This window comes from Aeromonas sp. 604176, assembly GCF_049170755.1.
GTDB lineage: Bacteria > Pseudomonadota > Gammaproteobacteria > Enterobacterales > Aeromonadaceae > Aeromonas > Aeromonas veronii_A.
Window position 1 is genome coordinate 1 of the sequence record NZ_JAAKNE010000125.1, and the last position, 12,646, is coordinate 12,646.

The 12,646-nt window shown below is 58.8% G+C and carries 12 protein-coding genes and 1 pseudogene; 8 read left to right on the top strand and 5 right to left on the bottom strand.

The window, feature by feature from the left end; genetic code table 11:
• Positions 1-164: pseudogene (locus tag G5358_RS17820) on the bottom strand (SAM-dependent methyltransferase); the annotation flags it as partial.
• Between the two features lie 222 nt (positions 165-386).
• Here G5358_RS17820 and G5358_RS17825 point away from each other — a divergent pair.
• The 8 genes from G5358_RS17825 (at position 387) to G5358_RS17860 (ending at position 8,862) form a co-directional block, all read left to right on the top strand.
• Positions 387-2,393 (top strand): reprolysin-like metallopeptidase, encoded by a 2,007-nt coding sequence (locus tag G5358_RS17825; protein ID WP_216951784.1) that lies wholly within the window; start codon positions 387-389, stop codon positions 2,391-2,393.
• The gene (locus G5358_RS17830; protein WP_216951783.1) at positions 2,390-2,719 is read left to right on the top strand and encodes a hypothetical protein; all 330 of its coding nucleotides are present in this window, start codon (positions 2,390-2,392) and stop codon (positions 2,717-2,719) included. The genes G5358_RS17825 and G5358_RS17830 overlap by 4 nt, the downstream gene beginning before the upstream one ends.
• A 252-nt stretch (positions 2,720-2,971) precedes the next feature.
• Positions 2,972-4,933, top strand: a complete 1,962-nt coding sequence (locus G5358_RS17835) for a reprolysin-like metallopeptidase (protein ID WP_216951782.1) — start codon at positions 2,972-2,974, stop codon at positions 4,931-4,933.
• On the top strand, positions 4,912-5,247 hold the full coding sequence (locus G5358_RS17840; RefSeq protein ID WP_216951781.1) for a hypothetical protein: 336 nt from the start codon (positions 4,912-4,914) through the stop codon (positions 5,245-5,247). Before G5358_RS17835 ends, G5358_RS17840 begins: the two co-directional genes overlap by 22 nt.
• A 151-nt stretch (positions 5,248-5,398) precedes the next feature.
• Positions 5,399-6,037, top strand: a complete 639-nt coding sequence (gene pdxH, locus G5358_RS17845) for a pyridoxamine 5'-phosphate oxidase (protein WP_005353629.1) — start codon at positions 5,399-5,401, stop codon at positions 6,035-6,037.
• A 36-nt stretch (positions 6,038-6,073) separates the two neighbouring features.
• Positions 6,074-6,688, top strand: coding sequence for a glutathione S-transferase family protein (locus G5358_RS17850; RefSeq protein WP_158109506.1), 615 nt, complete (start codon positions 6,074-6,076; stop codon positions 6,686-6,688).
• Complete coding sequence (locus tag G5358_RS17855; protein WP_421324614.1) at positions 6,688-8,328, top strand: GNAT family N-acetyltransferase; 1,641 nt, start codon at positions 6,688-6,690, stop codon at positions 8,326-8,328. The genes G5358_RS17850 and G5358_RS17855 overlap by 1 nt, the downstream gene beginning before the upstream one ends.
• Positions 8,329-8,334: 6 nt before the next feature.
• On the top strand, positions 8,335-8,862 hold the full coding sequence (locus G5358_RS17860; RefSeq protein WP_421324616.1) for a GNAT family N-acetyltransferase: 528 nt from the start codon (positions 8,335-8,337) through the stop codon (positions 8,860-8,862).
• Between the two features lie 96 nt (positions 8,863-8,958).
• Here the strand turns inward: G5358_RS17860 and G5358_RS17865 are convergent, their stop codons facing one another.
• The 4 genes from G5358_RS17865 to G5358_RS17880 form a co-directional block, all read right to left on the bottom strand.
• A complete protein-coding gene (locus G5358_RS17865; RefSeq protein ID WP_421324618.1) occupies positions 8,959-9,372 on the bottom strand; it encodes a hypothetical protein in 414 nt (137 codons plus the stop codon).
• A gap of 183 nt (positions 9,373-9,555) precedes the next feature.
• Positions 9,556-10,686, bottom strand: a complete 1,131-nt coding sequence (locus G5358_RS17870) for a cupin domain-containing protein (RefSeq protein WP_005353621.1) — start codon at positions 10,684-10,686, stop codon at positions 9,556-9,558.
• 139 nt (positions 10,687-10,825) lie between these two features.
• A complete protein-coding gene (purB, locus tag G5358_RS17875; protein WP_005334624.1) occupies positions 10,826-12,196 on the bottom strand; it encodes an adenylosuccinate lyase in 1,371 nt (456 codons plus the stop codon).
• Between the two features lie 129 nt (positions 12,197-12,325).
• Positions 12,326-12,646, bottom strand: a 321-nt coding sequence (locus G5358_RS17880) for a DUF489 family protein (RefSeq protein ID WP_421324620.1), incomplete at its 5' end; no start/stop codon positions are given.

The window sequence follows — 12,646 nt, forward strand, 5'->3', positions numbered from 1 at the left end:
TCGCCGGTGACCAGGGCAATCCTTGCCTGTTCTTGCGGTTTGAGTTCGATGCCGGAGAAGTGACGGGCATAAGCGCGGTCGAGGGTAAGACCCTGACCGAGCACATCGTCAACAATGGCAACGACCAGATCCCCGAAACGGGGCAACAGTGGGGATTTGAGCATGAGATTAACCTTGGCCAGATAAAGATGAACCGCACCTTTGTGAAGAGGGGCAGTTCTAAAATTGACAAATCCGCGCAATGATAGGGGTTAGACGGGGTTGGCGCAACACTCCCACTCGGGAATGGTGGAAAGGGTTGCTTCAGCTTTGTATTGATGTGGCCGAATAAAAATAAAGTACAGGCCGCAATTCAGGCGATTGCATTAATACAAGGACTAAAAACAATGCATGTGACGAAATACTCTACGGTTGCCTTGCTGATGGCCAGTATGCTGGGCTCAACCAGCCTGATGGCCAGCGAATGGGGCACGGTTGCAGCCAGAGCAACAGCAGATGAGGGCTATGAGGTGCGGGCCCATCAGTTCCGGGTAGCCAAGGTGCCTCTCGACTATTTTGCCGGGTTGCAAGCGGGAGCCAACAAGCTGACCTTGCCGCTACCCGATGGGGGGGAGGTCACCTTTGCTCTGGAAGCCTACGACTTGCTGCCTGCAGATCTTGCCGCCAAGTATCCGCAGATCCGCACCTTCAAGGGGTACAACCCGGCGCATCCGATAGAGACGGGGCGCTTCGATCTGGGGCCACAGGGTTTCCATGCCATGTTCAGCCATCAGGGCAAGATGGTGTTTGTCGATCCGCTGCGCAATGCCGAAGGGTATGCCGTCTATTACCAGCAGGATGCCCATAGTCGCTTGGAGGATGAGGCGGACAAGGTGCTTGGCCATGATGCCGACAGGGCGTTGCAGCAAAGGGTGCAGGTGGATGGTAATGTGCGTAAGCGCTACACCATCGCCATTTCGGCGACGGGGGAATATACCCGATACCACGGAGGCTCCAGGGTTCTGACCATGGCGGCCATCACAACCCTGCTCAACCGGGTGAATCAGGTCTATCAACAGGATGTGGGGGCCGAGTTTGTATTGGCCAGTGGCAATGACAACCTGGTCTTTACCGATCCGGCCAGCGATCCCTTTGATAACACCAATGCGGATGCTGATCTGAACGTAGATGTGCAGGCTCAGGCGTTTGCTGCCGGGGATGTGGGGGCATTTGATATCGGCCATGTCCTCAATACTGGAGGCGGTGGTTTGGCGAGTTTGGGGGTGTTATGTGTTGATACCCTGCCACCCTATTACGCCTATGGCGCCAAGTCATCTGGCATGACGGGTTCAAAAGAACCAGTCGGTGATGCTTTCTTTATAGACTATGTGGCCCATGAAATTGGCCACCAGTTTGGTGCCGAGCATACCTTCAACGGCACGACCGGCAATTGTGGTGCGGGTAACCGTGCTGAGGAGCAAGCTTGGGAGCCGGGCAGTGGCAGCTCCATCATGGCCTATGCCGGCATCTGCGGTGAGGAGAATATCCAGCCACACAGCGATCCCTATTTCCATAGCAAGTCCATCGAGCAGATGCGAGCTCATATGGCGAGCGTATCGACCTGCGGAACCACGCTCGCGTTGAGCAATAATGCTCCGCAGGTTGCGGCCGGCAACGATTATGTGATCCCGGCCAATACGCCCTTTGCCCTGAAGGGGGCGGGGGCGGATCTGGATGGTAACCCTCTGCTCTTCAACTGGGAGCAGATCGACAAAGGCACCGAATCGAGCAGCGTCGCTACCATGGTTGACGATGGCTCCCGGCCGCTGTTTCGTTTTGTCTCTCCCACGGCATCGCCGGAGCGGATCCTGCCGAGTTTGCCATCCCTGCTCTCCGGCACGCTTGCCAAAGGAGAGGCCTGGCCGACCACCAACCGGGATCTCAATTTCAGACTGACGGTGCGAGATGGTCAGGGTGGCGTTGCCAGCGATGACATGAAGGTGCAGGTGGTCAATACCGGCACAGCATTTCGCATCACCAACCCGTTTTACGGGGTGACTCTCACTCCGGGGGCCAGTCAGGCAGTGGCATGGGATGTGGCGGGCACAACTCTGGCGCCGATCAGTTGCAGCAAGGTGGATATCTCGGTGACCCAGGATGAGGGCGTAAGCTGGACAATGCTCGCCGCCGGACAACCCAATAACGGCGCAGCAACGGTAACGTTGCCTGCCGATCTCACCAGCAGCGTCAGGCTGAAAGTGGCATGCAGCGACAATATCTTCTTTGCCATCAGTCCCCTCAAATTGCCTCTGGTGCAAGGTGGCTCTAATTCAGGTGGCGGTGGTGGTGGCGGGGTGCTCGGATTGTGGACGCTAGCACTGGCGCTGCTTGGCTGGCAACGGAGGCGCACATGAGGGGAATCCCCCTGTTGCTGCTTGCCATGCTCGGCGGTTGTCGGGTCGATGCCAGCACCCTGGAGCAGGAGCTGAGTGCAAACCTTGCCAGGCAGGATTACCGCCTCATCGTGATCGCGGGGCGGGGAGAGTTCGCCCCCGGTATTGCAGCCGAGCAGCAGGAGGAGGCTAAGGGACGCTGTGGGGTGCGTTATCTTGATGGGCTGGGTGATGTCATCAGGCCCGGCCAGCACGAAACGCATGCCAAACTGAGTGCCTACGCCAGCGAGTTTAACCGGCGCATGGTGATTCATTGCCCGATAGCATCGGGCGCGGATAAGCAGTAATACGCCAACGAACCAATCCAAATGGGGGGATATTCAGCCCCCTATCTATCCGTGAAGGCGCCAATGGCGCCTTCACTTTTTTCCGTTGTTGAATGGGGTCAGTCTGTATCGCCTGAGATGGGGAGCGTGGGTGTAGCACGATGTCTCAGCGTGACAGAAGTTTTGTGCGAATTTTCTTTTCTGTCTGTCACGCAGATCGTCAATTGACGCTGCACCATACTTGTTGTCACCAAGGTAGGGCAAGGAGGCTCTATGAAGCATGGCATTGCGGTGATTATCACCAGTTTGTCTGTTCAGGTTGCAGCAGAACCACAGTGGACCTTCATGGATGAAAACTTGGAAAGGGGAGGGATCTATGATGTGCGAGCTGAAAAGGTCAGAGTGGTGGTTCCTGACAAGCCTTTTGAACCCGGGCATCTCGCCAGTGTGTTGACTTTGCCACTGCCGGATGGCACTACGGTGCAGTTTGATGTTCATCCCAATGCCTTGCTCCCGGAGCCTTTGGCCCAGCGTTATCCATCTATCAATACTTACAGTGGGAAGGCTATCGATCGGGCGGCGGATACAGGCCGATTTGATGTCACCATACATGGTTTTCACGGTATGTTTACCCATCAGGGGCGTACCTTTTATGTCGATCCGCTTCAGAATGGTTTCTCCTATGCCGTTTATGAACAGCAAGATGCCTGGCGGCGACAGGATGTGGATCAGGTGATTGATCCTCATGGTATCGAGCGTGAGCGAGCTGTGCTGGTCGATGGCAATTTGCGCAAGCGCTATACCATCGCCATCTCGGCAACCGGAGAATATACCCAGTATCATGGTGGTACCAAGGTTGCTGCACTCTCTGCTATTGCAACACTGCTTAATCGGGTCAATGAAATCTATCGCCGTGATGTGGGGGCCGAGTTTCAGCTTGCAGCCGATACAGACAAGGTGATTTTCACTGATCCGGCGACGGATCCTTTCACCAACTCGACTCAGGATATTGCCATCAATCAGGTCCAACAGGATTTGCTGTTGAATCCATCCTTTGATTTGGGCCATCTGCTGGCGACATCAGGCGGCGGGGTGGCGACCCTGAGATCCCTCTGTAACCCGTTTAGCCGTTCACGGGGCATGACCGGAGGGTCACAGCCTATCGGCGATGCATTCTTTATTGATTATGTGGCTCACGAATTGGGGCACCAGCTGGGGGCCGAGCACTCCTTCAATGGCATGGCCGACAGTTGTGCGACAGGTCGCAAGGCTAGCTCAGCCTGGGAGCCGGGCAGTGGCTCGACCATCATGGCCTATGCCGGGATCTGTGGTGAGGAGAATCTGCAGGTTAACAGCGCACCTTTCTTGCACAGCAAGTCGATCGAGCAGATGCGTACCTTGATGGCCTATTTACCCTCCTGCGGCACCGACCTAGCACTTGCCAATAATGCGCCGGTCGTAGATGCGGGTGTTGATCGCGTGATCCCGGCCAATACCCCTTTCACCCTTGGCGGCAGCGCGCTGGATCTGGATGGAGATGCCTTGAGTTACACCTGGGAGCAGGTGGATCTGGGCAACGCATCCAGCAGTTTGGCCACCATGGTGGATGATGGGTCACGCCCGCTGTTTCGCTTTGTCTCGCCAACTTCGGATCCCCGCCGAACCTTGCCTGCCATGAGCTCGCTGATCACGGGTGTGCTGGCCAAAGGGGAGGCGTGGCCAGCGACCAATCGCAATCTCCAGTTCCGCCTTACCGTACGTGATGGTCAGGGGGCGGTCAGCAGTGATGAGATGGTGGTGCAGGTGATCAATACCGGCGCGGCATTTGCCATCACAGCCCCGCAGATTGGCGCCATGGTGGCGGGTAGCACTCAGCTAGTGACATGGAATGTTGCTGGGACTGATCAGCCTCCTATCAACTGTCCCAGCGTGGATTTGGCACTGACACAGAATGGCGGTTCTAGCTGGACTACGCTGGCAAGCGGGCTTGTCAATAACGGTTCGGCCAGTGTGGTGTTGCCTGCACCGTTGATCAGCACGGCTAGGCTGAAGCTGGCATGCAGCAATAATATTTTTTTCTCTATCAATGGGATAAGAGGTAATGCGTCGGCCACTACGGAAAGTGCAACTGTCATTACCGACAACAATACGGGTGGCGGCGGTGGTGGTGCGGTGAGTATCATTGTGATCATCCTGATGGGAGGGGCAGCCGGATGGCGCAGGTATTACGGTTAGCCGTCAGTTTGCTGTTTCTGCATATCTGCGCAGCGCCTGTTGTGGCCGCATCACTGACCGAGGCAATAGATGAGAGTCTTGCTGCTCAGGATTATCGGCTCATCGTGCGCGGCGGGCGTGGCGGCATGGCCCCGGGGGTTGTGGAGTCATTGCAAGCAGAAGCGAGAACCCGGTGCGGAGTCCGTTATCTGAAAGGGTTCGGCGATGTGATTGAGATGGGCAAGGAGGCGGAGTTTGAGCAGCGGATTGACTATGCCACACGATATAACCGGCGGATGCTGGAAAAGTGCATGCCGGAGGCGATTGAGAGATAATTGAGAGGTAATAGTGCGCAGGTAAGCACAGCGGGGAGGCAGTTGCCTCCCCGCTGTGTTATGGCTTGTCACTGGCAGATGAGCGGAGCACAATGCCTGCGTCACTCTCTTGATGGTCGTGGAACCATTATTTATTTGAAGGAAAATCAAGATGATGGATGTTGCTGATCTGCGTCGTGAATACTCCCGTGGCGGGCTGCACCGGGCCGATCTGCCGGCCGAGCCGCTGGCGCTGTTCGAGAAGTGGTTGGCGCAGGCTTGTGAGGCCAAACTGACCGATCCCACCGCCATGGTGGTGGCGACGGTGGATGCCGATGGTCAGCCCTGGCAGCGCACCGTGCTGCTCAAGCACTACGACGCCCAGGGGATGGTCTTTTACACCAACATGGGCAGCCGCAAGGCGCAGCAGCTGGAAGGCAATCCCCGTATCAGCCTGCTCTTTCCCTGGCATACGCTCGACCGTCAGGTACATGTGACCGGTCGGGTGGAGAAGATGAGCACCTTCGAGGTGATGAAGTATTTCCACAGTCGTCCCAAGGATAGCCAGATCGCTGCCTGGGTCTCCAAACAGTCGACCCGCATCTCGGCCCGGGGCGTGCTGGAGGCCAAGTTCCTCGAGCTCAAGCAGAAGTTTGCCAATGGCGAAGTGCCGCTGCCGAGCTTCTGGGGCGGATTCCGGGTGGTGATCGAGACGGTGGAGTTCTGGCAGGGGGGCGAGCACCGGCTGCACGACCGCTTCTACTACACCCGCGACGGGGATGGCTGGCATATCGAGCGTCTGGCACCCTGAGCGCGCTGTTCAATTCTGTTTTCACAAGGAGTGTGTATGCGTCTGTATGGTGATCTGCGTTCCGGCAACTGTTACAAGGTGTGGCTGCTGGCCCGCTGGCTGGAGCTGCCCCTCGAGTGGGTTGAGGTGGATATTCAGGCGGGGGATACCCGTACCCCCGCATTTCTGGCCAAGAACCCCAACGGCAAGATCCCGGTGCTGGAGATTGGCCAGGGCGATACGCTGGCGGAATCCAATGCCATCCTCTTCTATCTGGCGCAGGGCTCGTCTTTGTGGCCAACCGATCCGCGCCAGCAGGCCGAGGTGCTCAAATGGATGTTCTTTGAGCAGTACAGCCATGAGCCCTACATCGCGGTGGCCCGCTTTATCGTTCACTATCTCGGCCGACCCGAGTCGCAGGAGGCGCGGCTCGACGGTCTGAAAGCCGGTGGCGAGAAGGCGCTGGCGGTAATGGAGCAGCAGCTGAAACAGAGCTCCTACCTGTGCGGTGATGCGCCGACCATCGCCGATATCGCCCTTTATGCCTACACCCATGTGGCAGAGGAGGGGATCTTCTCTCTGCAGGGGTGGCCAGCTATCCGTAGCTGGATCGCCCGTATCGAAGCCCATCCCCGCCATCTGACGCTGCCAGCGGCCTGTCAGGCCAGCTGATGGAATTGCTGATCGAGGCCAGTCTGTGGCAACCGCAGTGGGCTGCGCTGTTGCTGCACTGGCAGCAGCAAGGTCATCGCTGGCAGCTGCTGCTGGGCAAAGAGGCGGCCGCCGCCCTCGATCAAACCGATGCTCCTTGGGCGAGCAGTCCTCCTGACGGGGTGCTCTGCCCGGGGGCTCTGCTGGCTGCCTGGCTCGATGGGGATCTGCTGGTGGATTTTCATGTTGATCCCAGCCGCCAGATCCTGATCAGCGCCTCTACTTCCCTATTGACCCTCGCCAGGGAGCAGGGACTGCTCACCCTTGGCCCTGTGGGGGCCGATCTGCCGCTCACCCCCGAGGCCGATTTGGGCGCCGTGCTCAATCGCCTGCTGGCGCGCCGCGTGACGGCGCCGACCCTGGCTGAGGGGCATCCGCTATCAGGCGTCGTGCTGCGACCACTGCAGGCCGCCGATGAGCGCGAGATAGTGCGCTATTGCAGCGATGAGGCGCTGGCCCGCTACACCCTCAATATTCCTCACCCCTATCCGCCGGAGGGGGCCCGCGACTGGCTGGCGCTCAGCTGGCGCAAGGCGGCGCTTGGCCTTGGCTGGAGCTGGGCCATCACCTTGCCAGAGGAGCAAGGTGCGGCGTTGCTTGGGGTGATCTCCGTGCACTGGAATGGCGAGCTGGTCTGGTGGGTGGGCGTGCCCTGGCAAAATCGCGGTCTGGCGACTCGGGCAGCAAGATTGGTCAAAGCGTTCGCCTTTGACCAACTTAAACTGCCTGCGCTGACGGCTCGCCATATGCCAGACAATTTAGCCTCCGGCCGGGTGATGGCAAAACTGGGCATGCACTATCGCGGGCGGCGCCATATCAGTGGTCGCCAGCCGTGCGAGGTGAGCTACTGGCGACTGGATCGCGCACCCTCCTTACCCAATCCCTTGGCCGAGGAGATTGCCTGCTGGCTTGCTGATGAGCGGATCGCCGTGGTGATCCTGTGGGATCCTGTAACGTTGGGTCGGCAGAGTGCCAACGGCAAGCTGGCCATCTCGCTCTTTGTGAATGAGAGGGGCGCGGGGGAGGAGTCCTGCTCTATTCGCTGCCCGCCGCATCTTGAGAGGTCTCTGGAGCTGCACTGTTACCCCGTCAAACTGCTGGAGCAGGCCGAACCGGAGCAGTTGTCCCATCTTGGCGGCGTCTTGCTGAAAGAGAGGGATGAACAGGGGCTGGCGTGGTTGCTGCAACTGGCCGCGCTGCAGCGGCAGGGGCCCGATCTGCTCAGCCGCGAGGAGCGCGCATCACGGCGCCACTGGTTCAACCAATTGATGGCGCAGGCGCTGGGCGGCAACGGTGACTCGCCGCAGATACGCTATCAGCAGTTACGGCTGCTGGTGGAGCTGCCGGAGCTGGTCGACGAGCTGGATGGCTGTTGGCATCAAACGCCCGAACTGACCTTTGAACGGTTGGCGCGGGAGGCTCCCGCCCTCTGGCTTGCCTACCGCGAGGCGATGAACAGGGTCACCCCGGCGACGCTAACCGCCTTGCAGCTGCATTTTGCCGCTCGTTTTCCTGAGTGCACCCTCCCATTTTTGGACAAAGGTACTCAGAATGACCAGCCGTTGTGTGGAATAATGCCCGCTCTGCTGTACGAGGAGTAATACCTGATGTTGAGAACCGAGCGCCCCGGTGACATGCTGCCGGTCTATGAGCTGCTGAGTGCCGCCTTCGGTCGTTCCGATGAGGCCGAACTGGTCAACCGCCTGCGCGAATGTGGCGCTGCCGTGGTGACCATGGTCGAAGAGGAAGAGTACGAGTTCATGGGGCACCTGATGCTAAGCCCGATCACCATTAACGGCATGGAAGGGCCCTGGCTCGGTCTGGCGCCGGTCGCGGTTCATCCCGACTGGCAAGGTCAGGGGATTGGCTCTGATCTCATCCGTGAAGGGCTTGATACGGCGCTTGAGATGGACTGGAAAGGGGTGGTTGTACTTGGGGATCCGGCCTATTACAGCCGTTTCGGTTTCCGCCCGGCCAGCGAGTTTGGCCTCCACTGCATCTATGAGGTGCCTGCCGACTGCTTTATGGCGATGGAGCTACAGGAGCGCGGTTTTGCGGGTGTGCAGGGTGAGGTGCTCTATCACCCGCTGTTTGATGAACTCCCCGACGAGCAAGCAGAAGTGTCCCATTTATAGCGAGACGTCGCAGCGACAAGCTATAACGAAGAAGCCCTCATCGAGGGCTTTTTCATCTTGTATTGGTCCCTGCCGGGCTTATTCGAGCAAATTGGCTCAGGCAATGATGTCGAGCTGGGTGCCCTTGCGATTATCTTCACCCACCATGTCACCCATCTGCTGGGCGAGCGGGCTCTGCTGGAATTGCATGTAGTCACTCAAATTCTGCTGGCGCTGGTAGCGATTGGTCGCCTGATAGAGTTCAGCAGTGTTCGGGCCCGACTTGCTGTCGCTTTCCTGACCGCTGGCCTCCAGGTAGCGCTCCACCACGGCTTTATCTTGCTGGTTAGCCGTATAAGAGACCGCCATGGCTCTGCGAGCCGTTGCTCTCTCTTCGCTCTGTGCCTGCACTTCATCCTTCTTGGTCAGTGCTTCGTTACGGGCCTGACTGACCTGCTCGGGTGTGACAGCGGGAGAGGAGGGATATTTGCCGTAATCGGGCAGCGGCATGGGCCGGGAGGTGATTTGCATGGTGGCGCTTCTCTTTTGAACAGGGACGGACGCACGATACCCATCCATTTTAGTTCAATAAATGACCACCTGTCGGTTCATCAAGAGTGGGTTCAGCTTCGCGCATCGATTGTTAATTGAACCGCCTCTGAGTGACAAAAAAGGCGCCATAAGGCGCCTTTTTATCCTTCGGTTACTGCCGGATCAGTTGAAGAACCAGTAACCACGGTTGACCAGACGGGTCAGCAGTTGCAGGAAACCAGCCTGATCGGCCAGCTCCACCATATCGGCCTGAGTGATGATGTCCTTGTCACACAAGAGCGAAATGGCTGCCGCATCTTCGCTCTGCAGAGTCCAGGCTTCGCCGTCGATGAAGCACTGCTGGCTCTCGCCGCTAAACCAGACGGTGCGTAGACCCGGCACCTTGATGGCAGGCTCGCCCTGGGTCAGCAGGTCGGCCACTTCCTCGGCACTGTAGTCCGGCTCGACCGGATTGACGTCCAGATCGTGCTTGGCCTCGGAGATCATGGTGCCGAACCACTCCTTGAACAGGGTCTCGTCATCGAGGGCCTGCTGCATCAGCTCGCGCAGACGGTGCAGCTCGTGGGGCTGGATCTCGCCGTGACGGGCGCGGGGCTTGAGATCGGCATCGCCGTAACGCTCGGTACGCACCTCGTTGTCGATCAGATGATCGGCAAAGGAGGAGATAAGCGCCTTGGCATCCGGTGCGCGGAAACCCACCGAGAAGTTCATGGAGGGCTCGATGGCGTAGCCTTCGTGGGGGAATCCGGGCGGAATGTAGAGAATGTCACCCGGCTCCATGATGACGTCGATGATCGCCTCGAACGGCTCGCAGTGCAGCAGGGCGGCGTGGGCGGCGAACTCGTTGAGGGGCTTGGCATCGCCGACTCGCCAGTGGCGTTTGCCCAGACCCTGGGTGATAAACACATCGTAATTGTCGATGTGGGGGCCGACACCCGCATGGGGGGTGGAGAAGCTCACCATCACATCGTCAAAGCGCCAGCCCGGAATGAACTGGAACGGCACGGCCAGCTCGTTCACCTCGGGAGCCCAGTGGTTGCAAGCTTGTACCAGAATGGTCCAGTTCTCTTCGCCCAGATGGTCATAGGATTCGAAGGGACCGTGGGCCGCATCCCACTTGCCGTCGAAACGGGTGACGAGGCGCGACTCTACCACCTCTTCCATGGCCAGACCCGCCAGCTCATCCGGGCTGATGGGATCCTGAAAGTCCTTGAAGCCACCCTTGATAAGGAGCGGGCGCTTCTGCCAGTAGTGCTCGAGGAAGTGAGCGATATCCAGATTGAGTTCGTACATGCTGTTTCTCGTGTCTCGCAAAGAGGTTTTGCCCAAGGGAGGCTTGGGAAAAGCCACTCTGGATCCTGCCGTGGCAGGGAAAATAACAGGGGCCCTGTGGCGTATCGTGCACAGGGCCCCTTCGTCACAACCGGTTGGCTTACTTCAGCAGATCAACCAGACGCTGGGCGTCACCGATATAGTTGGCCGGGGTCAGCTTCTTCAGCTCAACCTTGACCGCTTCCGGCAACTCCAGGGTGTCGATAAAGGTACGCATCCCTTCGGCATCGACGCGGCGACCACGGGTCAGCTCCTTGAGCTTCTCGTAGGGCTTCTCGATACCGTAGCGGCGCATCACGGTCTGGATCGGCTCGGCCAGCACTTCCCAGTTGGCATCCAGATCGGCGGCCATGGCGGCGTCGTTGGCTTCCAGCTTGGAGATACCCTTGAGGGTCGCCTGATAGGCAATCAGGGAGTAACCCACCGCCACACCCAGGTTGCGCAGTACGGTAGAGTCGGTCAGATCACGCTGCCAGCGGGAGATGGGCAGCTTGCTCGCCAGATGCTGGAACACGGCGTTGGCCAGACCCAGATTGCCTTCGGAGTTCTCGAAGTCGATGGGGTTGACCTTGTGCGGCATGGTGGAGGAGCCGATTTCCCCCGCGATGGTGCGCTGCTTGAAGTGACCCAGGGAGATGTAACCCCACACATCGCGGTCGAAGTCGATCAGGATGGTGTTGAAGCGAGCCATGGCGTCGAACAGCTCGGCGATGTAGTCGTGCGGCTCGATCTGGGTGGTGTAGGGGTTCCAGGTCAGGCCTAGGGAGGTAACAAACTCCTCGGAGAACTGGTGCCAGTCCACATCCGGGTAGGCGCTGAGGTGGGCGTTGTAGTTGCCGACCGCACCGTTGATCTTGCCGAGGATCTCCACCGCCATGATCTGCTTGAACTGGCGCTCCAGACGGTAGGCGACGTTGGCCATCTCCTTGCCCATGGTGCTCGGGGTCGCCGGCTGGCCGTGGGTACGGGAGAGCAGCGGCATGTCACGGTACTCGTGAGCCAGACGCTTGAGCTCGCTGATCAGTTTCTCGCAATAAGGCTTGATGACCTCTTCGCGAGCGGTTTTCAGCATCAGACCGTGGGAGTTGTTGTTGATGTCTTCCGAGGTGCAGGCGAAGTGGATGAACTCGCTGACAGCCGCCAGCTCCGGGTTCACTTCGACTTTCTCTTTGAGGAAGTACTCCACCGCTTTCACATCATGGTTGGTGGTGCGCTCGATCTGTTTGATACGGGCGGCGTCACTCTCGTTGAAGTTGCTGACTATGCCATCGAGCAGGGCGTTGGCGGCCGCGCTCAGGGCAGGGACTTCCGGGATCCCGGCGTGGCTGGCCAGTTTTTGCAACCAGCGCACCTCGACTTCGACGCGAAAACGCAGCAGGCCGAATTCGGAGAAGATAGGGCGCAGGGCATCGGCCTTGTCGCCATAACGACCGTCAATCGGGGAAACAGCAGTCAGCGCGGACAGCTCCATGGGGTGAACTCCTGATGATTTGTGTGGGGGATCCGTATCCACTCGCGCGTGGGGCTGAGTTGTCATCAAGGCGGATGTGCGGCTGTTCACCCTGATGTCGACCTCGCTTGCCCGCGCGCGAGCCGATGATTAGTAACGTTTGGCCAGCTCCACCATCTTCTTGCGAGCGAAGATGATTTGGGTGCGGCTGCCACCGAGCTGACGCCACAGCACGCAGGCACGAATGCCTGCCAGCAGCAGGGCGCGCACCTTGTGCTGCACCAGCGGCTGCTGCAGGAACAGCGGGGTGCCTGCCACCTGAATGCGCGGCCCGATGGGGCTGATAAGATCGCTGTAGATGCTCGCCATGTTGGCCAGGATCTGCTCGTCGAGCAGATCGAAGTGCTGTTGCTGGCGACCGATCTGGCTGATCCGCTCACCCAGCATGTTGAGAATGTCCTTGCGCTTGGC